The sequence below is a fragment of the Streptomyces siamensis genome, from assembly GCF_039543605.1.
Lineage (GTDB): Bacteria > Actinomycetota > Actinomycetes > Streptomycetales > Streptomycetaceae > Streptomyces > Streptomyces siamensis.
This window is the reverse complement of sequence record NZ_BAABKB010000021.1, coordinates 508,421-531,523: the sequence shown is the minus strand read 5'-3', so window position 1 is coordinate 531,523 and position 23,103 is coordinate 508,421. Positions and strand designations below refer to the sequence as shown.

The 23,103-nt window shown below is 68.6% G+C and carries 25 protein-coding genes and 3 pseudogenes; 14 read left to right on the top strand and 14 right to left on the bottom strand.

Annotated features, from left to right (window positions below; all coding sequences use genetic code 11):
- Nucleotides 1-78: 78 nt before the first annotated feature.
- Nucleotides 79-570 (top strand): hypothetical protein, encoded by a 492-nt coding sequence (locus ABEB03_RS26860; protein WP_345654678.1) that lies wholly within the window; start codon nt 79-81, stop codon nt 568-570.
- A 362-nt stretch (nt 571-932) separates the two neighbouring features.
- Complete coding sequence (locus ABEB03_RS26855) at nt 933-2,057, top strand: NAD(P)/FAD-dependent oxidoreductase (RefSeq protein ID WP_345654675.1); 1,125 nt, start codon at nt 933-935, stop codon at nt 2,055-2,057.
- A gap of 132 nt (nt 2,058-2,189) precedes the next feature.
- Here the strand turns inward: ABEB03_RS26855 and ABEB03_RS26850 are convergent, their stop codons facing one another.
- Nucleotides 2,190-2,390, bottom strand: a complete 201-nt coding sequence (locus ABEB03_RS26850; protein WP_345654670.1) for an SbtR family transcriptional regulator — start codon at nt 2,388-2,390, stop codon at nt 2,190-2,192.
- A 194-nt stretch (nt 2,391-2,584) separates the two neighbouring features.
- Here ABEB03_RS26850 and ABEB03_RS26845 point away from each other — a divergent pair, with 194 nt between their 5' ends.
- The gene (locus ABEB03_RS26845) at nt 2,585-3,130 is read left to right on the top strand and encodes an HAD family hydrolase (protein ID WP_345654665.1); all 546 of its coding nucleotides are present in this window, start codon (nt 2,585-2,587) and stop codon (nt 3,128-3,130) included.
- A gap of 86 nt (nt 3,131-3,216) precedes the next feature.
- On the opposite strand, the gene ABEB03_RS26840 is transcribed toward ABEB03_RS26845, so the two are convergent.
- Nucleotides 3,217-3,657, bottom strand: coding sequence for a hypothetical protein (locus ABEB03_RS26840; protein ID WP_345654662.1), 441 nt, complete (start codon nt 3,655-3,657; stop codon nt 3,217-3,219).
- A gap of 537 nt (nt 3,658-4,194) precedes the next feature.
- On the opposite strand from ABEB03_RS26840, the gene ABEB03_RS26835 reads away from it, so the two are divergent.
- From ABEB03_RS26835 to ABEB03_RS45395, 4 genes and pseudogenes are all read left to right on the top strand, one after another.
- The gene (locus ABEB03_RS26835; protein ID WP_345654658.1) at nt 4,195-4,827 is read left to right on the top strand and encodes an RNA polymerase sigma factor; all 633 of its coding nucleotides are present in this window, start codon (nt 4,195-4,197) and stop codon (nt 4,825-4,827) included.
- Complete coding sequence (locus tag ABEB03_RS26830; RefSeq protein ID WP_345654654.1) at nt 4,824-5,963, top strand: CU044_5270 family protein; 1,140 nt, start codon at nt 4,824-4,826, stop codon at nt 5,961-5,963. The genes ABEB03_RS26835 and ABEB03_RS26830 overlap by 4 nt, the downstream gene beginning before the upstream one ends.
- Before the next feature lie 44 nt (nt 5,964-6,007).
- Nucleotides 6,008-6,793 (top strand): annotated as a pseudogene (locus ABEB03_RS26825) (metallophosphoesterase family protein); the annotation flags it as partial.
- A gap of 76 nt (nt 6,794-6,869) precedes the next feature.
- Nucleotides 6,870-7,403, top strand: coding sequence for a DUF5959 family protein (locus ABEB03_RS45395; RefSeq protein ID WP_425589300.1), 534 nt, complete (start codon nt 6,870-6,872; stop codon nt 7,401-7,403).
- Between the two features lie 138 nt (nt 7,404-7,541).
- Here the strand turns inward: ABEB03_RS45395 and ABEB03_RS26820 are convergent, their stop codons facing one another.
- Nucleotides 7,542-7,964 carry a hypothetical protein gene (locus tag ABEB03_RS26820; protein ID WP_345654792.1) on the bottom strand — a complete coding sequence of 141 codons (423 nt, stop codon included), beginning with the start codon at nt 7,962-7,964 and terminating at the stop codon, nt 7,542-7,544.
- Between the two features lie 371 nt (nt 7,965-8,335).
- A complete protein-coding gene (locus ABEB03_RS26815; protein WP_345654651.1) occupies nt 8,336-9,499 on the bottom strand; it encodes an NAD-dependent formate dehydrogenase in 1,164 nt (387 codons plus the stop codon).
- Nucleotides 9,500-10,683: 1,184 nt separating this feature from the next.
- Between ABEB03_RS26815 and ABEB03_RS26810 the strand changes: the two genes are divergently transcribed.
- Complete coding sequence (locus tag ABEB03_RS26810) at nt 10,684-11,322, top strand: AmiS/UreI family transporter (RefSeq protein WP_345654648.1); 639 nt, start codon at nt 10,684-10,686, stop codon at nt 11,320-11,322.
- Nucleotides 11,323-11,347: 25 nt separating this feature from the next.
- Entirely contained in the window at nt 11,348-12,598 is a 1,251-nt protein-coding gene (fmdA, locus tag ABEB03_RS26805) for a formamidase (protein ID WP_345654646.1), read from the top strand.
- 131 nt (nt 12,599-12,729) lie between these two features.
- Here the strand turns inward: fmdA and ABEB03_RS26800 are convergent, their stop codons facing one another.
- From ABEB03_RS26800 to ABEB03_RS26780, 5 genes are all read right to left on the bottom strand, one after another.
- Nucleotides 12,730-13,335, bottom strand: coding sequence for an alkaline shock response membrane anchor protein AmaP (locus tag ABEB03_RS26800; protein ID WP_345654644.1), 606 nt, complete (start codon nt 13,333-13,335; stop codon nt 12,730-12,732).
- An 18-nt stretch (nt 13,336-13,353) separates the two neighbouring features.
- Complete coding sequence (locus ABEB03_RS26795; RefSeq protein ID WP_345654641.1) at nt 13,354-13,989, bottom strand: DUF6286 domain-containing protein; 636 nt, start codon at nt 13,987-13,989, stop codon at nt 13,354-13,356.
- A gap of 43 nt (nt 13,990-14,032) precedes the next feature.
- Nucleotides 14,033-14,326 carry an Asp23/Gls24 family envelope stress response protein gene (locus ABEB03_RS26790; protein WP_345654638.1) on the bottom strand — a complete coding sequence of 98 codons (294 nt, stop codon included), beginning with the start codon at nt 14,324-14,326 and terminating at the stop codon, nt 14,033-14,035.
- Between the two features lie 113 nt (nt 14,327-14,439).
- The gene (locus ABEB03_RS26785; RefSeq protein ID WP_345654635.1) at nt 14,440-14,631 is read right to left on the bottom strand and encodes a hypothetical protein; all 192 of its coding nucleotides are present in this window, start codon (nt 14,629-14,631) and stop codon (nt 14,440-14,442) included.
- Nucleotides 14,632-14,668: 37 nt separating this feature from the next.
- Entirely contained in the window at nt 14,669-15,157 is a 489-nt protein-coding gene (locus ABEB03_RS26780) for an Asp23/Gls24 family envelope stress response protein (RefSeq protein ID WP_345654631.1), read from the bottom strand.
- Between the two features lie 238 nt (nt 15,158-15,395).
- On the opposite strand from ABEB03_RS26780, the gene ABEB03_RS26775 reads away from it, so the two are divergent.
- Entirely contained in the window at nt 15,396-15,941 is a 546-nt protein-coding gene (locus ABEB03_RS26775; RefSeq protein ID WP_345654789.1) for an RNA polymerase sigma factor, read from the top strand.
- Nucleotides 15,932-16,615 (top strand): Asp23/Gls24 family envelope stress response protein, encoded by a 684-nt coding sequence (locus ABEB03_RS26770; protein ID WP_345654627.1) that lies wholly within the window; start codon nt 15,932-15,934, stop codon nt 16,613-16,615. Before ABEB03_RS26775 ends, ABEB03_RS26770 begins: the two co-directional genes overlap by 10 nt.
- 664 nt (nt 16,616-17,279) lie before the next feature.
- Here ABEB03_RS26770 and ABEB03_RS26765 read toward each other — a convergent pair.
- Nucleotides 17,280-17,588, bottom strand: a complete 309-nt coding sequence (locus ABEB03_RS26765) for an amidohydrolase family protein (RefSeq protein WP_345654624.1) — start codon at nt 17,586-17,588, stop codon at nt 17,280-17,282.
- Between the two features lie 128 nt (nt 17,589-17,716).
- On the opposite strand from ABEB03_RS26765, the gene ABEB03_RS26760 reads away from it, so the two are divergent.
- From ABEB03_RS26760 to ABEB03_RS26750, 3 genes are all read left to right on the top strand, one after another.
- On the top strand, nt 17,717-18,067 hold the full coding sequence (locus tag ABEB03_RS26760) for an Lrp/AsnC ligand binding domain-containing protein (protein WP_345654619.1): 351 nt from the start codon (nt 17,717-17,719) through the stop codon (nt 18,065-18,067).
- Nucleotides 18,068-18,199: 132 nt separating this feature from the next.
- Entirely contained in the window at nt 18,200-18,553 is a 354-nt protein-coding gene (locus ABEB03_RS26755) for a hypothetical protein (RefSeq protein WP_345654616.1), read from the top strand.
- A 404-nt stretch (nt 18,554-18,957) separates the two neighbouring features.
- Nucleotides 18,958-19,572, top strand: a complete 615-nt coding sequence (locus ABEB03_RS26750) for a dihydrofolate reductase family protein (RefSeq protein ID WP_345654613.1) — start codon at nt 18,958-18,960, stop codon at nt 19,570-19,572.
- A gap of 54 nt (nt 19,573-19,626) precedes the next feature.
- On the opposite strand, the gene ABEB03_RS26745 is transcribed toward ABEB03_RS26750, so the two are convergent.
- From ABEB03_RS26745 to ABEB03_RS26730, 4 genes and pseudogenes are all read right to left on the bottom strand, one after another.
- Complete coding sequence (locus ABEB03_RS26745; RefSeq protein ID WP_345654610.1) at nt 19,627-19,947, bottom strand: IS110 family transposase; 321 nt, start codon at nt 19,945-19,947, stop codon at nt 19,627-19,629.
- Between the two features lie 249 nt (nt 19,948-20,196).
- On the bottom strand, nt 20,197-21,186 hold the full coding sequence (locus ABEB03_RS26740) for an ABC transporter permease (protein ID WP_345654607.1): 990 nt from the start codon (nt 21,184-21,186) through the stop codon (nt 20,197-20,199).
- A gap of 404 nt (nt 21,187-21,590) precedes the next feature.
- Nucleotides 21,591-22,070 (bottom strand): annotated as a pseudogene (locus tag ABEB03_RS45390) (ATP-binding cassette domain-containing protein); the annotation flags it as partial.
- An 11-nt stretch (nt 22,071-22,081) separates the two neighbouring features.
- A pseudogene (locus ABEB03_RS26730) lies at nt 22,082-22,461 on the bottom strand (GntR family transcriptional regulator).
- Between the last annotated feature and the right edge of the window lie 642 nt (nt 22,462-23,103).

Sequence of the window (23,103 nt, the reverse complement as noted above, 5' to 3'; positions counted from 1 at the left end):
ACGAGCCGGGCGGCAGGGCGCAGACCTGACACGGCACACGCCGGACCCGCCTGCCAACACGGGGAGGTAAGCACCAACATGTACGCACGAAGGAACACCGCACGAAAGCGGGTCGTCCTCGCCGCAGCCGCCGCTGCGCTCGGCGCCGGCCTGGCCGTCGCGCCCACGGCGAGCGCCTCGACGGCCGGCATGAACCCGCACGCCGCCCCGCTCAGCGGGCCGTTCAAGGCGTGGACCGCCTCGCACCACGCGTCGGACATCGCGGGGGCGTGGGCGCACGGCCACGTGGGTCCGCTCGACAACGGCCGGATCATGGTGGACGGAACTCTGTACGACACCAAGTACGACCACAAGGCTGCCTGCGTGCAGATCCACGCCACGTACGCCGACGGCGGCACTCGCGACGAGTGGGTGTACACGAGCAGCAGGAACGGGAAATCCATCGGTCCCGGGGGCGGCTACACCTTCGCGTCGAGTGTACGGACGATCTGGGTCCTCGAGGGCCTCGGCAACGGAGGTCACTGCACGAGGATGGCGAGGGGCGCGCACACCATCTATCACCGGCACTGAGGACTCAGCACTCAAGGCTGAGCGCGGCCTGCCGCCAGGCCGAGGCGACGGGCCGCCCGGATCTCTCAGGCGATACAGCCGGAGAGTGCGGAACGGGACTCGCGGTGGAGGGGGAATCCGCGAGCCCCGTTCTTCGCAGCGTCCGGGTGCGCCGGCTCTCGTCGGTCGCGAGGGCCGGCCAAAGCCGAGCTCGGTGACCGGAGCTGGACCTGGACGCATGCAACTCGGCCACGGCGGACCGAAGTTGTCGGCTCCGCGCCAACGGAGACCCGGTGCCTTCTCCTTTGCCGTAGGCGTACTCTGCTTGGCAGTGGGTGCCGGGGTCCCAGAACATCGACGATGATCAGCGACCGGGGGCGATCATGAGCGTCGGGTCCGCGCAGCGGCCTTTGCGTATTGCCGTCATCGGAGTGGGCGTCCTCGGAGCCTGCGTGGGCTGGAACTTGTCGCGGCACGGCGCCGATGTGGTCTTCATCGACGCGGGGCTGCCAGGCGAAGGGGTCACCAACTGGTCCTTCTCGTGGGTCAACGCCAGCAACAAGACCGTGCGCAGGTCCTACTTCGATCTGAACGTCGCGGGCATGGTGGCTCACCGTGAGCTCGCGGAGACCATCGGGCCGGACTCGTGGTGGCATCCCAGCGGCCATCTGCGCTGGGCCGGCGATCCCGCAGCGGAGGCGAAGTTCCTGGAAACAGCCGAGCTGCTGACCAATTGGGACTACAGGGTCGAGGTGCACTCGGGAGACGAGGTACGCCGTCACCTCGAACCCGCTCTCACCGTGCCCGGCAAGACTCCGGTCCTGTTCTACCCCGACGAAGCCTGGGTGCACGGCCGGCATCTCGTCGGCCGCCTGGTCGGCCTGGCCGTCGAGTCCGGTGCCGAACGCCGGTCCGGCACCGCTGTCCACGACATCGGCATCGCCACTGATGGGAGCGTCCGGACAGTGACACTGTCGGACGGAAGCCGTCTCGACGTCGACGCCGTCGTGAACTCGGCAGGACCCAGCGCCTCCCACCTCGCCGGGCTCGTCGCACGGCACCTGCCGATGCGCCGGGAACCCGGCGTCGTCACCCGGATCGCCTGTGCTCCGGTCCCGGTTCACCGGGCCATGCACGCGCCGCACATCGAGATCCGTCCTGACGGAGATGCGTCCATGGTCCTGCACAGCCGGGAAATCGACGCACTCATCGACACGGGTGAAGAGCCGGCGGAACTCGCCAGGCTGCTCCACGAATCGGCACGGCACGTCATTCCTGCACTCGGAAACTCCCGCATCACACAGACACGGGTAGCCCACCGGCCGATCCCGGCCGACGGATTCCCCTCGGTGGGAGCGGTGCCGTCGGTGCCCGGCTACTACGAGGCGGTCTCCCACAGCGGCATCACGCTCGGGCCGGTGATCGGCCGGCTGCTCGCTTCGGAGATCCTCACCGGGAAGAGGGACGAGATGCTTGCGGACTTTCGCCCGGAGCGGTTCTCTCCGTGACAGCATTCCTGTCCCGGCCGCCCGAGAAGAGGATGACCGGCACGCGCGACACCCCCGGTCGCTCAGGACCTCGGTCCTGAGCTCACCATCGCCGCATCCGGTGGAACAGGACCGCAATCGGCGTGCGGCGCCCTACGGCCGGAAGCCGTCGATCGCCAGTTCCATCAGGCGCCCGGTCCGGGCGATGCCCTCCGGACGGTTCGGCATACGCCACAGACAGCTCATGAGCATGATGACGTCGACCGGGTCGATGCCGGGTCGTACCTCGCCGGCCTGTTCGCAGACGTCGAGGTACTGTCGGACGGCGGCGGTCACCGGGGGGTCAGGAGGCACCCGGCTACGCCAACGTCTGACACCGCACGCCGCGCCGGGATCTTCATCCCGGCGCGAAGACAGCACTGCGCGCTGCCCCGCCGATTCAGTGTTTGCCCGACACTGGCTTACTGCACCTGCATGCTGGTGCAGGCCGACAGAGACGGGGGCGTTCAGTGGAAGCAGGCACAGCCCGCAGCGTGGTGCGTGCCCGGATGGGATCTGGTCTGGCGGTCACGGTCCTTCTGCTGCCCTTCGGCGGCTACGGACTGGCCCGGATCGGGGCAGTCCCCGAAAGCACACCGATCATGCTCGGCCTGGTGTCCGGGATCGTCGGCTTCGTACTGCTCCCCGCCCTGTGCGAGGAACGAGCCCCGTTTCGACACGCGTCGTCACGTCTGACTGCGCACACCCTGACCGGCGAACGGTCCGTCGACCTGAACCGGATCGCCAGCGTCCGACTGCTGACGACCTTTTCCTACGGCAGGGCGTACCGCACCCTGGTAGTGCGTGACAGCGATGGTGTTCGCTTGGGCATCACGACCGAGCGAAGCCGCAGGAAGCTTCGCCGAGCGGTCGAGAAGGCGGACGCCGACGCCGCCCATGGTGCCCCCGGACCCCGAGTGAGCCGAGCGGCCCGGACGTATCTGGGCCTCGCTCCCTGGCGAGGGCTCATGGTCCACACGATCCTCGCCTTCCTGCTTGTGACGGCGTCCGCGAGCCTGTACGTGATCGTCGCGCTCAGACTCGGCGGACAGTGAGCTGTTCCCCGCGAGGAAGGCTGAACCCGTCATGTCCTCTCAGGGTGCGGCCGGAGTACTGGGCAACCTCAGCCGCTGAAGAACTTCTAGAAGGTGCTGTCGGGCAGCAGGTGCGGAGCTCGGCTGCCGAGAATGCCGAACACCTCGTCCTTCGCCGGACCGCGCAGCTCCGTCATGAAGGATGGGTCCACACGGCCGGTCCTGGCCCAGATCCCGCCGAGGGACTCGGCGCAATGCTGGGCCAGCACACTGGTGAAGTCCTCGGCGCGAATGATCCGGATCAGGCACGTTTCGACGACCGGCCCGGAGAAGTCCTCGAGGTCCCACGCCGCATCGAACTTCTCGTCCTCGCGCGCCGCGGGGTCGTCGAGGATTCCGATGAGTAGAACCACCCGCTCCTCGGGGGAGATGTGCGTCCGGCTCACCGTTGCATCGTCGGACGAGGTCATCGCCTGGCTCTCCAGCGAGGTCTCACCCGCGGTGCGGGGCCGGCCCTTGCCGAACAGCCCCTCCAGCCAAGTCTTCATCTGAGACAGACCCTCGATCCCATCCACGTGCCCTCGCCAATACCGATACCGCTGCCGCCCACGTGACTTCCGCCATGGATGGCCATCTGCGTCCACTCGGTACGGCCGCCACATCGTAGACGTCGTAGGCGACGATCGCAGTGATCAGCGACGCGCCGCCGCCCCTGGCCGTCGGCCCTGCCGGGTCGAAGGCTCGGCTCGGCCTCCACAGCCGACCAGTTGCACGCACTGGTGCTGACGAAGCTGCGACCGTGGAAGAGGCTGGACCAGTCACGGTGATCGACTTGTGCCGCGTGCGGGCGGCCCGCGCCTGGGCAACTTCCGCCGGGGCCACGTCCTACGCCGTTGCGAGGAGCCGTCAGCTGCGGCAGCGCGACCTCGCCGGTCAGCCGCCGTCCCTCGGCTTCGCTAGGTTCTTCTTGGTCACAACCGCACTCTTCGCGACCGGAGTTGCACCGCAATTCCTACAGCCCGCCGGTGTGACCTGAGTCACGAAAATCGCAGGGAACCCAGTGGCGCGCGCGGACAGGATCAGATGTGGAACTTTCCTTGCGCGCCCGGCTGCGCTCCGGTGATCCGGAGGCCTTCGGGTCGATATTCGACGAACATGCCCGGACAGTGCACCGGTACGCGGTCCGGGTCACCGGGAACTGGGCGACGGCCGAGGACGTGGTGTCGCTGACCTTTCTGGAGGCGTGGCGGCTGCGCGAGACGGTGCGACCCGAAGGCGACGGCCTGCTCCCTTGGCTGCTGGGCATCGCCACCAACGTACTGCGCAACACCACGCGCGCCGCTCGCCGTTACCAGGCCGCCCTCAGCCGGGTCCCGCCGCACGACACCGCGCCGGACTTCGCGGACGAAGTCGTCGAACGGATGGAGGACGCCGGGCGACTGGCCGCGGCACAGCGGGCCTTGCGGCGGCTGCGTCGCAGCGAGCGGGAGGTGTTCGCGCTGTGCGTGTGGGCCGACCTCGACTACGCGGCGGCGGCCGAGGCACTGGACGTGCCGATCGGCACGATCCGCTCCCGCCTCTCCCGCGCCCGGCGCCGGTTGCGGCGATTGACGGACGAGGAACTCGCTTCCGACAGGACGGAACCGGCGTCCCGTCCCGGACAGCAACAGGGTGGCCGCGAGATCGCGGCCCGGTCGAACCAGGAGCAGATCCGATGAACGCCAAGACGCCTCACGACGCCGGCTTCGACGCAACAGAGTCCGCCGAGCGCGCGGACGCGGCCCGACTGCTGCCGATCCCGGTTTCCCAGGATCTGCCCGATGACCGCCTGCGCGTCCTCAAGGAGCACCTGTTGAGTGAGATCCAACAGTCCGTACCCGCGGCCGGCCCCGAGGCCGCCGCCGCGGACGCCGGGGCGGCGCGGAGACGTCGAAGGAGGCGCTGGGTGCAGGTCGTCGCCCCGCTCGCCGCGGCCGCCGTAGCGGCTGTGGTGCTCACCGTCGGCGTCGACCACCCAGGCCGGCACGCCGACGCCGCGCGACCGGCCGCCTCCGAGGCGTCGGTGCTCCTGGAGAACGCCGCCGCCGTGGTCTCCCGCGACCCGGCCGTCAAGGTCGGCCACCACCAGTACGTGTACATCCGCAGCGTGTCGGCCGGAAGGGACAACCCCCTCCAGGCGAAGTGGACCGACGAGCACGGCCATGTGCACAAGAAGTACTCCAAGGCCGCTGGAAAACTGACGAAGTTGCAGACTCTTCGGGAGTGGATTCCCTGGTCGCGGAGCCAGGGCGGCGCCCAGGCGTACGGCGACAAGGCCCCCGAACGCTTCGAGTTTCCCGGCCCCGGCGAGGGAACGGTCGGAGGCCCCGGGCACACGCAGAGCCCCTTCGAGGACCTGGCCGCCCTTCCGCGCGACCCGGCCGCGGCACTTCGGGCGATAGAGGCCGACTGGCGCAGGCAGATGGACAACGCGGAGAACACCAAGGGGAACGCGCGACCCGCCGTGAGCATGCCGTGGGTCTTCGAGTATCTCGGCGGCATGCTCCAGGAGTCGGTGGACCCGCAGACCACGGCGTTCCTCTACCGTGTCGCCGCCCAGATCCCCGGCACCACCGTCATCCCCGACGCCGTGGACGCCGTAGGCCGGCACGGTGTCGCGATCACCCTGGACGGTCAGGCCGAAGACCGGCAGGAGTGGATCTTCGACAAGTCCACGTACGCCTTCCTCGGCTTCCGCGACGTCACGAAGGAGGACACGGTGATCGGCAAGGCCGGCAGCGTGATACAGACCACCGCGGTACTCCAGCGTGCCGTGGTGGACCGTGTGGGCGAAGAACCGCACAAGAGGCCCTGACTAGAGGCCTTGCACGCGGCGGCGGGTGAACGGGGCGGGTGGCGAGGCCGATCGGGGGCGCGTCCCCCGACGGCTACGGCACCTTCCATCTGTTCCGGGCCGCCGGGCGGGAGTGGATGGTGCTGGCCCTGGACTGGCGGCTGTCGGAGAGCGGATACGCCTGGGCGAAGGAGGTCCTCTCCCGGCACCCCAGGACACCGGTGATCCTCACCACGCACGAACTGGTCGTCGAGGACGACACACTGCCCTCGTACGGCCAGGAGCTGTGGGACCGGCTGGTCAAGGACCACGACCAGACCTTCCTGACCCTCAACGGCCACTACTGGCCGGCCGCCCGTGCCACCCACAGGAACGCGGCGGGCCACAAGGTGCACCTGCATCTGACGAACCATCCGAACCGGTACTTCGGCGGCGCGGCGATGATCCGCCTGTACCGCTTCGACCTCGACCGGAACGTCATCGACGTGGAGACCGTCTCCCCGTGGATCCCCGGCCGGGCCGCCAAGGGCCTGAACCAGTTGGAGCGGGAGGAGAGGGAGCTGAGCGGTGACGCCGACCGGTTCTCGGTCGTCGTCGACTTCGAGAAGCGGTTCGCGGGCTTCGACTCTGTCCCGGCGCGCCCGTCGCGGTCGGCCTCGAAGATGATCGTCCCAGGAACGATGGCGTACTGGCGCTTCGACGGACACGACGACGGGGCCACCGTCACCGGTACGGTCCGTGATCTGTCCGGACGCGGCAACGACCTCAGCCTGGTAGCGGTGAACGGGGGCTCGTTGACCTGGTCGGCGGACCACCACCCCGACCAGCCCGGCCACGGCAGCCTGGAGTTCCAGGCCGAACGTTTCCAGGTTCGCAAGCTGGTCCGACGCGCTGAACAGGCTCGACGCCGGCGAAGATGTCGCCTGGATGGAGATGAGCAGAGGGGCATCCATTTCCATCCAACTCCGGGGCGAGCGTGACTGCCCAGAGGTGGTCGTAGAGGACGCGTCGGGATCCATGGTCACCGTGCGCGTACCGATCGCCTTGCCGGACGACTGGATTGCCGACCACCGACAGCGTCTGCACCGCGTGATGAATCACTGGGTTCCGATGCTTCAGAGCAGGGAGCCGAGATGTGACATCGTGCCGCCATGGGCAACTCTTGGGCATACGGTGCCGGTGTTGCCGGACGAACTGTACGAAGCCGAAGGCGTGCCGTTCGATGCTGAGCGGTCGAGTCACGAATACCGGGCGGACGCTTTGCCGACAGCCGGTGGAGAGCTTGATGCTCTCGGAGAATGTACGCAGCCGTTCACTGTCGGGGACGACGCGGTGGCTCAGCGTACGCACCCGGTCGAAGCCGGACACCGGCGCGGATCCCCGATCACCCGCCCTCGGTGCTGCAGGCCCGAGGACCGACGTCACGCAGAAAGGGACGGCGGATATGCCTCACCCGCATGAACGAGGGGACTCCTCGCCATGCGGGTGGCACTTCGCGACGGACCTGCTCGGCACTTAGGACAGGTCGCGGCCCCGGAGAATGCGGTCATCACGGAACCTACGGGACCTGGAAACCCCCGTCGGCCCCGCTCCCGCCTGTCAGAGCTTTCCGCCGATCTCGCACGCCTGGCACGGCGGCCGGCCGCAGGTGCACTGCGTGATGGCTTCGAGGACCTCACGGTCGTGGTAGAGGCACTCGTCCTTGCAGGTGTGGCGCGGGATGAATCCCGCCGGGATCTCACCGGGCCACGGCTCGTGACCGTCCCTGCAGCGGACGAACCGCTCGGGGTCGTTGGAGTGCAGGTCGTGCATGCTCGACCGCGCCTCGTCCTCCAGCTCCCGCACCCGCTCGACCAGGCTCTTCAGCTCGGCGGCGATGTTGGAGTACCGGTCGGCGCCGGTCCGAACATGTGCGGCCCGCAGCGCCATGGCTGCGTTGCCCAGAAATCTGCCGGCATCCTGAAGATCGGTCACGTGATGCATCTGAATGCCGTTCACGCCCCGTACCCACACGGCGTCCATGCTGCTCACTGATCCACCTTCCCGGCATTCGCCTTGGTCAACTTGCGAAACAGTATGCGCGGCGCCAGCGCCTCCGCATAGGAAAATCTGTCTATTAAGCACGCTAAAGGTCCCGATCGCTCATCGCTAGCAGATTCGGAGTGAATCGGGTCACGAAAGGCATGGGCTCTCATCAGGCATGACACAGCCGAAGACCCATTGCGCCAGGCATGGATCTTCGACTGAATCTTCCAATAGATCTTCTGTTGTTTTCCTGTCCACTGTCCGCCGACTGCTACCAGCCGGAATTATTGGATTGCCGAGAGTCAGGAGCGGCGGGACGAACTGTCACCGTCGTCCGGCGGCAACCGGGCCGTTCCGACTCACCCGCGCTATCCGGCGACCGTGTAGGAGCGGGCTCCCGTTCCGGCGAGCCCTCCGCCGTCGACGATCAGGTATTCCGGACGGATGGGGCGCCCGTCGAACCAGCACTCCAGGATCTCGCGGGTACCGGCCGCGTACCGGGCCTGCGCCGAGAGCGTCGAGCCGGATACGTGCGGGGTCATCGCCTCGGACGGCATGGTGCGCCAGGGATGGTCGGGCGGTGGCGGCTGCGGGTACCAGACGTCGCCCGCGTAGCCGGCCAGCTGACCGCTGTTGAGGGCCGCCACCACGGCGTCCCGGTCGACGATGAGCGCGCGTGCGGTGTTGACGATGTACGAACCGCGCCTCATGACGCCGATCATGTCTTCGTCGAAGAGGTTCTGAGTCTGCGGATGCAGCGGTGCGTGGATCGACAGCACATCGACCGAGGCGGCCAGCGAACGCGCGTCGGGATGCCAGGTCAGCCCGAGTTCCTCCTCGACCTCCCGGGGCAGCCGGTGCACGTCGGAGTAGTGCAGGTTCACCTCGAAGGGCTTGAGGCGGCGCAGTACCGCCTGGCCGATGCGGCCGGAGCCGAGGACGCCGACGTCCATGCCTTCGAGGTCGTAGTTGCGCGAGACGCTGTCGGCGATGTTCCAGCCCTTCTTGCCGGTCACCCAGTCGTGGGCGGGCACGAAGTTGTGCACCAGGATGAGGATCTGCATGACGGCGTGCTCGGACACGCTGATGCTGTTGCTGAAGGTCACCTCCGCCACCGTCATGCCGTGGGCGATCGCGCTCGGCAGGTCGACGTGGTCCGACCCGATCCCCGCGGTGATCGCGAGTTTGAGCCGGGGCGCGGAGGCGATCCGCTCGGCGGTCAGGTAGGCGGGCCAGAAGGGCTGCGAGATGACGACATCGCTGTCGGGCAGCTCGCGATCCAAGGTGGAGTCCGGTGGTTCCTTGTCACTGGTGACGACGTAGGTGTCGCCTCGGTCTTCCAGGAACCGGCGCAGTCCCAGTTCTCCCGAGACGCTGCCGAGGAGCTGCCCCGGAGTGAAATCCAGGCCTCGTGGGGTCGGCGTCGCCTGACCGCCCGGATAGCCGGTGATGGCCGGGATTTCGTCGCGGGCGTAGTCCGGAGGATAACCGTCCACGGGGTCGGGATAGAGCACCGCAAGGATCTTTGCCATGGTCGTCCTCCATCGGTGGTTCCGTTGTTCCGGCGAAACCGGTCGGTTACCGATGATCTCCAATTTTAATTGAGTCGGCGGCGGTGCTGCAATCCCCACCCTCGATGGGTGGTTGAGCCAATGGATAGCGATGCAGCCATTTCGATGAGGCCCGCGTCAGGAGTTCGGGCGCCTGCGCCCACACGGCCGAACTCCCCTGAGGAAGAGCCGAACCCGGCCGAGAAACTGACGTTGCGCGCACGGATGACGCCGACGCGTACCGGTCCCGATGCCACACCCGTCCGCGGGGTGGCCCGGAGCCCACGGATCTCCGTGGGCCCGGTCCGCGAGCGGCGGCAGCGGCGACCGATCTTGGCCGAGCGGCTCGACGACGGCTTGGCCGAGCAGGTCGACGGCTCGGCCGATGAGGGCCGTTGCTCTCCGGACGCATACGAGGCCGGGCTGTCCGGAACAACCTGCAACGGCTCAACGACCCCGTCCCACCAGCACTTGTCGCTTGTGAGAGCTCGTCAGGCGACTGAGCGGAGCGAAGTCGTCACAGCCGATCAAGGGGCTGAAGCCGATCGGAGGCCTGCGGGTACCCTCCCGGACTTGACACGCGGAATTACGAGACGAATCCTTGAAGTTAGGAATCATGCTGTGGCATACGCCCGGTCCGGGCGCGCCGCAACACATCAAGGTTGGCTGGCGTCCACCGAAATCCGGAGGCTGCTGATGGCCACCTACGAATATCTATGCAGCCGTTGCGGGCCGTTCGATGTGAAGCTGGAGATCGGGACGGCTCCCAAAGGCTACGGCTGCCCTGTTTGCGCCGCCATCGCGAGACGCGTGTATTCCTCGCCCGGCCTCTCGCTGACCTCGAAGACGGTCGCCGCCCTCCATGCACAGGAGGAGCAGGCGCGAGAGGCCCCGGCAGTAGTCTCCGAAGTGCCGCCACGCACGAGGGTGCCACGGCGCCCTCACCCCGCACTCTCGCGGTTGCCGCGTCCCTGAGGGCGGTGGTGGACAAGGCAGAACGTCTCGCACGACATCGAAACGACGTCGTCCCGTAGTGGTGCGCAGAACGCGGAATCACGCCATGCGGACTCACAGCTGAGGCACATTCGCGGCAGCTCATCAGCAGCCCGCAAACCTACGACTGCGCGATTCCGCCCCGCCCACGCGGACCTAGGAGGTGCGTCCCCGTGGGAAACGTGGGACTGCTCTTTGTCGGCGCGGTGCTCTTCATGAACGGGTTGCTGCTCCTCGGGAAGGTAGATGCCCGGTCCGGAGCGGTGTTCAACCTCTTCGTAGGCGCACTGCAGGTACTGACGCCGACCTACCTCATCTTCACCGCGAACAACGACAACATGAAGATCCTGGCTGCGTCCGGCATCTTCCTGTTCGGCTTCACCTACCTCTACGTAGGTATCGGCCTGCTCATCGGTCTCGACAGCAGCGGTGTCGGCTACTACTCGCTGTTCGTGGCGATTGTCGCCCTGGGGTACTCGTACGTCAGTTTCCGGCTCTTCAAGGACTATCCCTTCGGGGTCATCTGGCTCTACTGGGCCTTCCTCTGGTTCCTGTTCTTCTTGCTGCTCGGTCTCAAGATGGACAGCCTCAAGGTCTATACCGGTTGGGTCACGGCGATCGAAGGCTGGGTCACCGGCGTGATCCCGGCGGGCCTGCTGCTCTCCGGCTACTGGAAGCACCCCGACGAGACCGCCATCGCATTGGGCGCCTTCGGCGTGGTCGTGTTCGCGGCCCTGTGGCCGCTCACCCGGAAGACGCCCCGCGTCACCTCGCCCGCCCCGCCGGCCGGAAGCGTGGGCGCACCGACGTGACCGGATCAAAGAATGAGGAGTTCTCATGCCTGAAATTCTCTTCAGCGTGGACCATTCCAAGTCGATGCGGGACCAGGACGTGCCCGGTCACAACAGGTGGCACCCGGACGTCCCGACCGTCGCCATGGTGAAGCCAGGCGCAGAGTTCCGCATGGAGTGCCGCGACTGGACCGACTGCCAGGTCGGCAACAACGACAGCGCGAACGACGTACGCGACATCGACCTGACCATCCCCCACATGCTCAGCGGACCGATAGGTGTGGAGGGCGCCGAACCCGGCGATCTGCTCGTCGTCGACATACTCGACCTCGGCCCCGTGCCGCAGCAGGCCGGGGACGCGGCTGGACAGGGCTGGGGCTATACCGGCATCTTCGCCAAGGCCAATGGCGGAGGCTTCCTGACTGACTACTTCCCGGACGCCTACAAGGCGGTATGGGACTTCCACGGGCAGCAGGCCGTCTCACGCCACCTTCCCGGGGTTCGCTTCACCGGAATCACCCACCCCGGGTTGTTCGGAACCGCCCCGTCCGCCGAGATGCTCGCCCGCTGGAACGCCCGCGAGAAGGCACTGATCGACACGGATCCCAACCGTGTCCCGCCCCTGGCCGTACCGCCGGACAGCACCAACGCCCTCGCCGGCACGGCCACCGGAGACCTCGCACAGCGCATCGGCGCGGAAGGCGCGCGCACGGTGCCGGCGCGTGAGAACGGAGGCAACCACGACATCAAGAACTTCACCAGGGGATCGAGGGTGTTCTACCCCGTGCACGTGAAGGACGCCAAGCTCTCCGGAGGCGACCTGCACTTCAGTCAGGGCGACGGAGAGATCACCTTCTGCGGCGCCATCGAGATGGGCGGCTTCATCGACTTCCACGTCGACCTGATCAAGGGCGGCATGGAGACGTACGGCATCTCCACCAACCCGGTGTTCATTCCGGGCAACGTCGAGCCGAGGTACACGGAGTTCATGACGTTCATCGGGATCTCCGTCGACCACGACACGGACACGAACTACTACCTCGACGCGACGCTGGCCTACCGTCGGGCCTGCCTCAACGCCGTCGAGTACTTCAAGAAGTTCGGGTACAGCGGGGAGCAGGCCTACCTGCTGCTCGGCTCCTCGCCCATAGAGGGACGTATCAGCGGCATCGTCGACATCCCCAACGCCTGCTGCTCGCTCTACGTACCCACCGCCATGTTCGACTTCGAGGTCCGGCCGACCGCCACGGGCCCGATGAAGGCAGACCGCGGGCAGGCCGCGTTGACGACCACCTGAACCGGACAACTAGGGGTGCGCGAAGGCACATCTGCCGATCGACACAGGGGCGTCACCGAAACCCTCGGTGACGCCTCTTCTCTGGCGCTGGTGGACGCGGCCTCGCCGTCTCCAGTGGACGAAGGCGCGCTCTAGCGGACGCGGCGCGCCTTGTGGCTGCCGACGTCGAGACGTGCTCGGGCAGGCAGGCGGGTCACTCCGGTGCAGTCGCGTGCGTGCGCGACCGGACCCAGACACAGCGCCCGCAGGACGGAGCCGGGTGTGCCGTGCTCCGTCAGTGTGAGGTCGACTCGGAGGCGCGGGTGCGCCGGTCGTCCGCTGATGTGGACGTGCGCGTGCGCGACGTCGGTCAGAGCACGTGTTTCGGTGGTGATCGCGTGGCTGAGGGCGCCGGCTCGCAGTTCGACGTTGTCGGGTGGCGGCGTTCCGCCCAGGTCCACCGAACCGGGACGGTGGCGACGCAGTTGGGCGAGCAGCCAGAGGAGGGCCAGGACCACGGTCAGGGCGAGGCCGGCGATGACAGCGGGCCACCACCAGCCCTGGTCGCTCCAGCGGGTGCGATCGGCCCTGCTGAGCAGAACGTCGTGGGGCGTGACCAACGGCAAGTCGGCGGGTGGTGCCAGGTGAAGCCGACGGTAGAGATCCAGGCCGGCGGCCAGGATCAGCAGGCCTCCACCGAGCAGCACCAGGCCACTGACGGTCAGGAGGAGGCGGTTGAGTGTGGATCGACCGTTCATGGCAGGCTCCGGGGTGGCTCAACGGGTCGGTCGACGTGTGCGAACCGCCAGCCGCGGCGTGTGTGCCAGAGCGAGCTGACGGCACTGTTCGTGCAACGCCTGGGCGAGTTCTCCGCGGACGGTCTCGGGGTCTCGGAAGCGGACGTCCGCGCGGGCGCTGACGCGGTGGCGGCCGACCCGGACACGGGCTCGGCTGACGCCTGGGACTCGCAACGCCGCATCCCGCAGCAGCAATTCGGCGCCCCGCCGGTCCAGCCACGCCCCCATCTCGGCACAACCCTCAGGCGTCCGTAGCGGCAGCAGCCGTCGCATGCCGGGGGTGAGGGCGAGGACGAGCAGCCACAGACCGAGTACTGCGGCGACGACGCCACCTGTCAGCAGCCAAGGGTCGTCCACCGGTCGGGTGGCCAACTCATGGGCCAGGCGGGTGCGCCATGCCCCGACAGGCTGTCCGGCGCGCACCGCGATCACGTCGTACAGAAGCGCCCCCGAGACGCAGAGCGTCACCACGGCGACCACGGCGGCTGGGACGCGCCGTGGTGACCACAGGCGCGGTGACCCCGGACCCCCGTCGTCAGGCGGCAGAGGCTGCGCCTCGGGAGCGTGCCTGTCCGGCCGTTCGGTGTCCGCAGCCCCGTGGGCGTCGAGTGTCATGACGACCCTCCTTTGCCAGTTCTGTGGCGATCGGATGGCAGCGTCACTGGACGCGGCCCGGCCGATCGGCAGTGGCCAGCCGCCGAATGATCAGCGTGACGTCGCTGATGTCCAGGCCTGTCAACTGGGCCACCCGGTCCGCCACTTCGCGTTGCAGGTGCCGACAGGCGTCTGCGATGTCCGTGGGGTACGGAAGGTCCACCGACAGCGCCAGGTGCGCCGTCCCCTCGTGCGTGCTCACCCGCACACCGGGTGCGGCCGGATCCGTGAGCGGCTCCAGCGGCCCGCCGAGCCGGTGCAGTTCCGTACGCGCGACACGAGCGGCGATGCGGGCCACGACCCGATCCGGTATCACCGTCGCGCCACGCTCGGCAGGCGGCAAGGGCCGTCGGGCGTCGGGCGCCTGGTTGCCCCGCACGTGCTCCGGTGAGCCGGCGGCCGGGTTGGCGCTCACCCTTGCCGCCGGGTGGACATGTCTCGTTGCCGCCGGGCGAACACGTCCATGTCGCCCTGGAGGACGAGACCGACGACCAGGCCCACCGCGCCCAGGGCGGCCACCAGGAGGAAAGCCCAGAAGCCGCCGAAGTAGCCGGCGAAGCCCAGCGACATTCCGGCCGCCAGACCCACTGTTGCTGTATTCATCGCTCACTCACCTGTCCTCACCTGTCCCACCGACGGGTCATAGGACGCGTCCCTGAGCCGACTCGCTCTCTTCTTCCTCGTCGGGAAGCTTCACGTCGTCGATGACGAGGTTGACCTCGACGACCTCCAGGCCGGTCATGCGTTCCACGGCGGAGATGACGTTGACGCGGACCTCGGCTGCCACCTCGACGATGGCGTAGCCGTACTCCACGACGACATCGAGGTCCACAGCCGCCTGGCTTTCGCCGACCTCGACCTTCACGCCGCGGCTGACACCGCCGGTCCCCCCGCCGGGGACGCGTTCGCGCATGGCGCCGATGGCGCGGGCCATGCCCGCACCGAGGTTGTGGATACCGGGTACTTCGCGGGCTGCCATCCCCGCGATCTTGGCCACGACGCCGTCGGCGATGGTCGTTCTGCCCCGCGTCTCGGGTGAGGTGCCGGCGCCGGTGGGCCCCTTCAGCATGGTCGCGGCCCCACGGGAGCCGTCCTGTCCGGTGGAGGGCCGGTCGGTGGTGTCCGTCATGACAGTCGCCTCGATCCATCGCTACGGGCACCGGCACGGCGCCCGTCACATGGTTGGACACACTCACCGGACAAATCGTCACGAACTCGAATCACATTCCTCAACGTGGGAACACGTAACACCGCCAGAAGGAGGTGCGAACGTGACACACAACGCCAGCGCCTCCGCGCGCCGAACAGAAGCCCCTGCCCGTCCCGAACAACCCCCACAGCCCCCTCCCCCGGGCCCGACCGGCAGGCTGCTCGGCACGCCGGACGACATATTGGCGACCCGGGCCGGGGAAGGCGACGAAGAAGCCTTCGCCGCTTTGGTACGCCGCCACAGCCGCCCCTTGCTCGCCATGGCCTTCCACACGCTCGGCAACGCCCAGGACGCCGAAGACGCCGTGCAGGACGCGTTCATCAGCGCCTGGAGGCGCCTGCCCGAATTCCGTCACGCCTCTGCCTTCAGCACCTGGATGTACCGCATCACCGCCAACCGCTGCCTCAACTCGCTGCGCCACCGGCCGGCCCCGGTACCGTTGGACTCAGTGGCCGCACTCGCCGCCCCCGGCATGCGCAGCTCCCCCGTCCGGTCGGCCGAACAGGACGCACTCACCGACGCCCTGGTCCACGCACTGGGCGCCCTGGAACCGCAGCAGCGGCTCTGCTGGACCCTGCGGGAACTGCACGGACTGTCCTACGCACAGATCGCCCAGGTGACCGGCACCACCGAGCAAACGGTCCGCGGGAGACTGTTCCGAGCACGGCGATCGCTGAAGGAGGCACTGAGCTCATGGCGCTAGGCGACCGTCCCTCTCAGCCTCTGGAACCCGCACGTCGACCGAGGCCGCCGCACGGTACGCCCCTCGACGAGATCGGCCGGTACGTCGACGACGACGTGCTCAGCTGCGGGCAACGCCTCAGCCGCGCCTGGGAGCACTCCCGCGACAGCGGCGCGCCCGTCGACCCACACCTGGCCGAGTGTCCGTACTGCCACGCCGCCGTCCAAGGTCTGGCCGCGTTGAACGCCGCGACGACGGCCCTGCGCAAGCGCACACCTCCCGGCACCCAGCACCTCGTCGCCCGTGTCATGGACATCGTCCGGCACGAGATACGGCTGGGGCCCATGCTTCCGCTGAACGACCCCACACGCGGTCTCCAGATCACCGAACACACCGCCGCCACCGTGCTGCGCAGCGCAGCGGACGCGATACCGGGTGTCACCGCCGCGAGCTGCCGCATCACGCGAGCCGACCCTGACGTGGGCGTTCGCGTGAGCATCACTTTGTCCGCGGGCCTGGACCGCCCTCTGCCCGAGACAGCCGAACACGTGCGCCGCTCACTGATGGACGCCGCCGAGCAGACCCTGGGGCTGACGGTGACAGCGGTCGACTGCACCGTGATCGACGTACAGGCCACGACAGCACCGCCTGAGCGTGCAGACACCATTCCCGGTGGGCCGGACAGCCCACCATGACCGCGTGCGCCCGTCGGCGGTGACGGTCGAAGGGGCAGATGCGAGACACCCGCTCCGGGCCCCAGAAGCCTTCCTCGACCTCGCCGGTGTCGTGCAGCAGGGGCTGCTGGATGGTCAACGCGACGGCCCGGGACCGCTGCACGGCGTCGGCCGGACCGCCGTGCTCCATCACCGGCGTGCCGGAGGCAGGCCGGGCTTGCGCTCGGGACGCGTTCGTGCACGTCCAGGAGGAGGCGCACGGCGCGGTCGCCGTAGGCGTGGGTGCCGACCCGCCGGCCACGCCGGACAACGGCCTCGACCGCCTCGACCAGCGCGTCCGGCTCCCAGATCAGGGTTTCGGAGAAGGCGTGGTCGCACACGTACCGTCCTCGGTGGCACCCGCTTCGAGCCCCCGTCCAGGCCGGGCTGCCCGCCCCCACACTCCGAGCCACGGATCGGAGCTGTGGCGCCATTCCTCCATGGCGTCGAACCGTTCCTGCACCTGGGCGGTGCTGGTCAGACCGAGCGCCGAGTCGACGCCCGCACGCGGGTGCTCAGCGCACCGGCCTCACGGGCGGCCTGCAGTACACGGGAGTCCTCCGGGTGACCATGCAGTCCCGCACGGTGCCGACAACTGTGGCGGCGTATTGCCTGCAGGCCGAGCGCATTCCGTCGATGCGGCGGCTTAGATCCGGGGAGGGCAGCAGGTGTTCCACCAAGTGGGGAAGGCGTTGTCGATCAGCCGGCCGTCGCCACCGCGGCCGATCACGCCACCCGGCGGCACGGGCCTGTCCTCGGTGATGTTCGCAAGGCGAAGCCCGTAGGTGTTGACGACGTCGTCGTGGCCGCCGCGCTTGACCAGGACCGGGTGTCGGTCGGTGGCCTGGTCGAGTTCCGTCGCGGTGGGCATCCGGCGTTCCCGCCGCAATACGGTCGCCCCGCACCGCCAGCGCCCGCTGCGGGCTCTGCCCCGGCACCAACGTGTGCACCGCACCGGCCCTGATCAGGACATCGGCGTCGCCGTCCGTCATCTCCTTCTCCCGTCGCATCGCTCCCCTACGGTCTGCAGGGTCCGGTCTGGGCCGCGGCCAGCAGGATCGGTGTCCACGCGCCGGCACCACCGTGCTCACCGCCCGCCGGCGACTGGACGCACTGGTACTCGGCGGTGTCCCGCGCCTCGCGACCGAGGTCGATCTCGCACTGCTCGGCGCCGGCACCAAGGCCCTGCTCTGGATCGCCGTACGGCCCGGCGCCCTGCAGGAAGCCGCACAAACGCCCAGCGCCCACCCGCGCGTCCGGTTCTGCGCCGCAACCGCCGGCCCGGCGAGCCTGGTGGTCGCTGTCGCCGCGGCGAACCTGGACGCCCTGTACACCTTCCTCGCCGACGCGGTCGGCTCCCTGGACGGTGTCACGGCCATCGACACCACTCCGCTGTTGACGACCGTCAAACGCACGGGCCTGGTCCGTCGCTGACGGCGCACCGCGGTTGCCGCACGCTCGGTGTCACTTCGACGTGGTCACCGCCTGACACAGCGGCGATGATCCCCGCCAGTCGCCAAGCCCGATTTCGTGATCGTGTCAGTGGCCCCCTTTACGGTGGCGGCCATGGGATATGACGTACACGTCACCAGGCGTACGCCCTGGTGGGCGGACGAGGGCGAGCCGATCACGACGCAGGAGTGGTCGACGGTGGTCGCTGCCGACCCGGACCTGGAGATGGTTCAGGTGGCCCGGGCTTCTCCACGCGGCGAGGACGCAGTGTTGGAATACCGGCACGCGTGGCTCGCGCAGATGGTCACTCACCCCGAACTGGACACCGCCGGCGCCTGGTTGGACTGGCGCGACGGGCGGATCGTGGTGAAGAACCCGGATGAGCCGCTCCTCACGAAGATGCGGGAGATCGCTTCGGTGCTGGGGGCGCGCGTCCAGGGCGACGACGATGAGTACTACGACAAGTGAACGCCGGTCCCCCGCAGCAGGAACAGCCACCGCGCGCCGGCGGACTCACCCGCCGAGAAGAACCATCCCTGGCACGGATGCGTGCGAGACGCGTTGCGGACTGTGTGCGACCGTTCCGCCGAGGCACCGAACCCGTACGAACACTCGCAGGTGTTGGACTTGCCCGAATGCGCTGACACGTGGACAACTGGCCGGGTCGATGCGGCAGGCCCAGGCCGTCGGCGGGCACGCCGCCCCCGGTCACGCGATGCTCCATCCCGTGGAGGGGTCGCTTCCTCTGGCGCGACGCGACTGGCAGTCGGGCGTCGCAGCGAGTACGAAGCCGGGGGCGTCCCAGCGATGAGTCTTCCGACGTCCGCAGGTCTACATTGCGACCGAGACGACCAACTCATCAGGGGCACGCCATGGGTCTCATCCACATCGAACTGTTCACAACCCTCGACCTCGTCGGACAGGCACCCGGTGGCCCCGACGAGGACCCGGCGGGGTTCCCGTTCGGCGGCTGGCAGGCCTCACTGCTGAACGAGGTCACCGGGGCACAGATCAGTGCCGCGTACGAGGGTACGGACGCACTCCTGCTCGGCCGGCGGACGTATGACATCTTCGCCGCCTACTGGCCGTACCAGGAGGGCGGCAAGGGCAACGAGATCGCCACGCTCTTCAACAGCGTCCCGAAGTACGTGGCCTCCCGCGGCAGGGCCGACCTCTCGTGGGCCGGATCCACGCAGCTCGGCCCGGATCTGGCCGGAGCGGTGCGCGAGATCCGTGACCGGCACGAGCACGTCAAGGTCGTCGGGAGCCTGGACCTGGTGCAGACCCTCCTGCGCGAGAAGCTCTTCGACCGACTCGACCTCTGGGTGCATCCGATCATGCTCGGAGTCGGGAAGAAGGCGTTCGACGGCGGCGCGGTGCCCACGAATGTCACACTCCTCGAACCGCCGGTGGCCGGTCCCCAAGGCACCGTGTACCTGCGCTACGGACTCGCCGAAGGCACGCCCGCCACAGGGGACATGAGCTAGCCCGACCACCTTGCCGGACGCAATGACCGAGGCCGCCCCGCACCAGACCGCGTGTCATCGGCTAGGCACGGTGACCTGATTCTGCCGCAGGTACCGGGCGAGTTCGCAGCCGTAGGCTCCGGTGCCCTCGACGCCCACGGCGATGAGGTCGCCGTGGGAGCGGAGCCAGTCGAGGAGCCGGTGATAGCCGTCGGGCGTGGTGGGAAAGGCCTGGGTGGCCAGGTGCCGGCCGATCGAGTCGATCACGGCGGCCTGATGGAAGTCGGTGTGGGCGTCGACACCGCCGACCACCACTGTCTCGTCTGCCGTGCTGATGACGCTGTCCTTCCTTGCGATGCATGAGAGATGGCACGCGCCGGTCGGGTGGGAGGACAAGACTGTGATGGGACCTTTGGCCGGGCTCCTATGAAGTCACAAACGCCCGACCGGCCGCGCGCGGACGGCACCGCCCGAAGCGGCCGACAAGTCATCAACAGGACAGCATGCGTCGGTCAGTCGAAGGGTCAGACCCCTTGGACGGCGCCATCGCCATCCTCACAGTCAGCCGTGGATGTCAGCCCGCTCGTCCAGACAAAACAAGGGGCGAAGGCCAAAGTGCAGGACAGCCGCGCGATGGAACACGGTTCAGCGGGTTCGAGCCGGGAGGAGGCGGAAGGCGGTCACTGTCAGGGCGCCCGCGACGGCCAGGACGAGGGCCGCCGCCGTCAGTTGGAGAGGCCAGTAGTGCGAGATGGGGTGATACTCATGGTAGAAGCCGGTGGCGTGCAGCTTGTTGTAGACGGTGCGGCATTCGGGGTCGTAGGCGTAGGGGCCGCAGTCGACAGCCATCGGGTGGCGGGCTCCCGTTGAGGTGAGGAAGCCTTCACCGACGGTGATGCCGTCGCCCGCCAGGCCGTTGCCGTCGTCCAGACCGGTGATGCTGGTGACGGTGGGCCAGAGGTGGGGCAGTACGGCGTAGAGGGCGGCCCAGACCAGGCTCACGGCGAGCACGGCGGTGGCGAGCGCCGCGAGGGAGCGTCGCCAGGCCAGTCCGGCGAGGGCGCCGGCGGCGAGGCCGACCAATGCGAGGGCCACCAGGACGGGGCCGTTGGCGTAGAAGGTCGGGGTGTCGTTCCAGGACTTGATGGTGTCGATACGGCCATGGGACGCCGACCACATCAGGTGGTGGAGCAGGACCAGCAGCCCGGTCCCGGCAGCTACGGCCACGGCCGGGACGGTGAGCTTGACGGCCAGCCAGCGGGCCGGGGAGACGCCCTGGGTCCAGGCGAGTGTGGCGGTACCGCTCTCCAGCTCACGGCCGGTCAGGGAGGCGCCCGCCCAGGCCGCGACGACGAGGGGTACGGCGAGGACGGCGAACGTGGAGTAGTTCTCCATGTCCTTGTAGCGCAGGATCGCGGCCTGGTTGTAGGAGCATCGCGGCGTGACGCCGCAGGCGTGGTACTGCCGCCAGGCCTCGGCGGCGGCGTCGGTGAGCGGTCCGTCCAGCCACAGCAGCAGTGCCGACACGGCAAGGACGAGGACCACCCAGATGCACAGCGCGGGGCGGTGCAGGCGCAGCAGCATGCGGGGCAGTCCGAGGGAGCGGGAGGCGGGGTGGTGGACGGGGGCGGTCATGCGGCGTTGTCCTCGATCTTGGCCGGGGCGGATATGGATGCAGTGGTCTGCGAGGCACGCAGATGGGCGAGGACGAGTTCTTCCAGGGAGGGCCGGTCGGCGTGCCATCTTTCGGGCAGGGGGCGGCCGGCGGTGCGGACGAGTGCGGTGAGCTGCCGGCCGGCGATGCGGGACTCGACGACGGCGTGCGGTGCCAGGCCGTCACCGGATTCCGCGGGGCCGGTCACGACGGCGTAGGCGTCGCGCAGTTCGTCGATGTCGCCGGCCAGCCGGACGCTGCCGTTGCTGACCAGCAGGAGGTGGTCGCAGGATCCGTCCAGATCGGCCATCACATGCGAGGACATCACGATCGTGGTGCCGTACTCGGCGGCCTGGGCCATCAGCGTTCCCATCACCTCGTGCCGGGCCATCGGGTCCAGGTCGGCCATCGGCTCGTCGAGCAGGAGGAGTTCGGGCTGCTTGGCGATCGCGATCGCGAGGGCGACACGGGTGCGCTGGCCTCCGGAGAGGGTCCGGATACGCGCCTTGGTGTCCAGGGCGCCGTCGGCCACGATCCGCTCAGCGGTGCGGGTGTCCCAGTGCCCGGGGTTGAGATCGGCGCCGAGACGGAGCATCTCCGCGATGGTCAGCTGCGGGTACAGCGGCTTGTCCTGGCCCACGAACCCGACGCGGGGCCGTGCGGACGCCGGAGGTGTTCCGAGCATCTCGATCGTGCCCTCGGTCGGTGCCGCCAGCCCCGCCGCGATGGCGAGCAGTGTCGACTTGCCCGCGCCGTTGGGTCCCACCACGGCGCACACGCGCCCGGTGGGCAGCCGGAATGTGCAGCCGCGCAGCGCCCAGATGTCGCGTCGGCCGAACCTCTTGCCGAGCGAGGCCGCCTCCATGGCGGTATCGGTCATCCTCGTTGCCTTTCGGTGTCCATGAACTGCTCGTCCAGTACGGCGGTGGAAAGCGCCGCCACGTCGTCACGCTCCAGGCCTGCCGCGCGGGCGCGCAGTGCTCAGTCGGCCGGCTCCGCGTACAGCGGAGAATCTGCCGGGCGGCGCCGAGCGTCTTGCGGACGAACGTGCCAAGCCTCCGGCGGGCCTTGACCTGCCGCTCGCTTTCCAGCTCGCGGTAAGCCTTCAGGACCGTGCTCGGGTCGACGGCGGTCGATTCCGCGACCTCACGGGCCGTGGGTAGCTTGTTGCCGGGCCGCAACAGACGCAGGCGCAGCGCCTGTTCGCTCTGCTGGACGATCTGCAGATAGGTGGCGACACCGGTGCGCCGGTCGATTCAGTACTTCACCACTCGGACAACCGCCCTTTCACCAATTGAGTAGTGACAGGGCGGTGTAAGGGGTCCGGGATGTCAAATCTTGAACGTTTCTCTCGCCGGCCGCCCGATCCGCCTCCAAGATTCCGGTCCCGCTGCCCTCAACCGCCTCAGCCTTAAGAGTGACTTTCGCCCCCCGCCGAAGGGATGAGCCAGTCCGGCCCTTCCCCCGTAGGGGCCGATACAGCCAGGGTCCGTACGCGCGTTCTCTATCGATCTGCGCCGGCTGTCCGGCCGGTCGGCGGATGCCGCGGCCATCACCTGGACGCTTCACGGACGGGCCTGGCATCCCACCCGGCCGGGCGGCGTGAACCACCGCGTTCCCAGGGGTTTTGCCGAACGCCTCGTCTCTGGTCGGCCACGCGCCGGCGGCCATGGAGCGCCGCACGTCTTCGCCACCGCCGATCGGCCAAGGCCGGAAATGAGGGATTGCCGTCCCGTCGACGGCTGGCGGACAGGCACGAGGTCCGGCGAGGCCGGCTGCCGGTCGTCGCTCCGCACCACGAATGAGCAACACCTGCATGCCGTCCTGTACGGCCGCACCCATCCTGGGCAAGCCCGTCCGACCGCAACTCGCTCCTGGGGCTTATTGGACCAAGGCCG

What these genes read in the sequence shown, in the direction of transcription:
- ABEB03_RS26860 (WP_345654678.1), top strand. Translation starts at nt 79, where the DNA reads ATGTACGCACGAAGGAACACCGCACGAAAGCGGGTCGTCCTCGCCGCA.
- ABEB03_RS26855 (WP_345654675.1), top strand. Translation starts at nt 933, where the DNA reads ATGAGCGTCGGGTCCGCGCAGCGGCCTTTGCGTATTGCCGTCATCGGA.
- ABEB03_RS26845 (WP_345654665.1), top strand. Translation starts at nt 2,585, where the DNA reads ATGGGATCTGGTCTGGCGGTCACGGTCCTTCTGCTGCCCTTCGGCGGC.
- ABEB03_RS26840 (WP_345654662.1), bottom strand. Translation starts at nt 3,657, where the DNA reads ATGAAGACTTGGCTGGAGGGGCTGTTCGGCAAGGGCCGGCCCCGCACC.
- ABEB03_RS26830 (WP_345654654.1), top strand. Translation starts at nt 4,824, where the DNA reads ATGAACGCCAAGACGCCTCACGACGCCGGCTTCGACGCAACAGAGTCC.
- ABEB03_RS45395 (WP_425589300.1), top strand. Translation starts at nt 6,870, where the DNA reads ATGGAGATGAGCAGAGGGGCATCCATTTCCATCCAACTCCGGGGCGAG.
- ABEB03_RS26820 (WP_345654792.1), bottom strand. Translation starts at nt 7,964, where the DNA reads ATGGACGCCGTGTGGGTACGGGGCGTGAACGGCATTCAGATGCATCAC.
- ABEB03_RS26815 (WP_345654651.1), bottom strand. Translation starts at nt 9,499, where the DNA reads ATGGCAAAGATCCTTGCGGTGCTCTATCCCGACCCCGTGGACGGTTAT.
- fmdA (WP_345654646.1), top strand. Translation starts at nt 11,348, where the DNA reads ATGCCTGAAATTCTCTTCAGCGTGGACCATTCCAAGTCGATGCGGGAC.
- ABEB03_RS26800 (WP_345654644.1), bottom strand. Translation starts at nt 13,335, where the DNA reads ATGAACGGTCGATCCACACTCAACCGCCTCCTCCTGACCGTCAGTGGC.
- ABEB03_RS26795 (WP_345654641.1), bottom strand. Translation starts at nt 13,989, where the DNA reads ATGACACTCGACGCCCACGGGGCTGCGGACACCGAACGGCCGGACAGG.
- ABEB03_RS26785 (WP_345654635.1), bottom strand. Translation starts at nt 14,631, where the DNA reads ATGAATACAGCAACAGTGGGTCTGGCGGCCGGAATGTCGCTGGGCTTC.
- ABEB03_RS26780 (WP_345654631.1), bottom strand. Translation starts at nt 15,157, where the DNA reads ATGACGGACACCACCGACCGGCCCTCCACCGGACAGGACGGCTCCCGT.
- ABEB03_RS26770 (WP_345654627.1), top strand. Translation starts at nt 15,932, where the DNA reads ATGGCGCTAGGCGACCGTCCCTCTCAGCCTCTGGAACCCGCACGTCGA.
- ABEB03_RS26755 (WP_345654616.1), top strand. Translation starts at nt 18,200, where the DNA reads ATGGGATATGACGTACACGTCACCAGGCGTACGCCCTGGTGGGCGGAC.
- ABEB03_RS26750 (WP_345654613.1), top strand. Translation starts at nt 18,958, where the DNA reads ATGGGTCTCATCCACATCGAACTGTTCACAACCCTCGACCTCGTCGGA.
- ABEB03_RS26740 (WP_345654607.1), bottom strand. Translation starts at nt 21,186, where the DNA reads ATGACCGCCCCCGTCCACCACCCCGCCTCCCGCTCCCTCGGACTGCCC.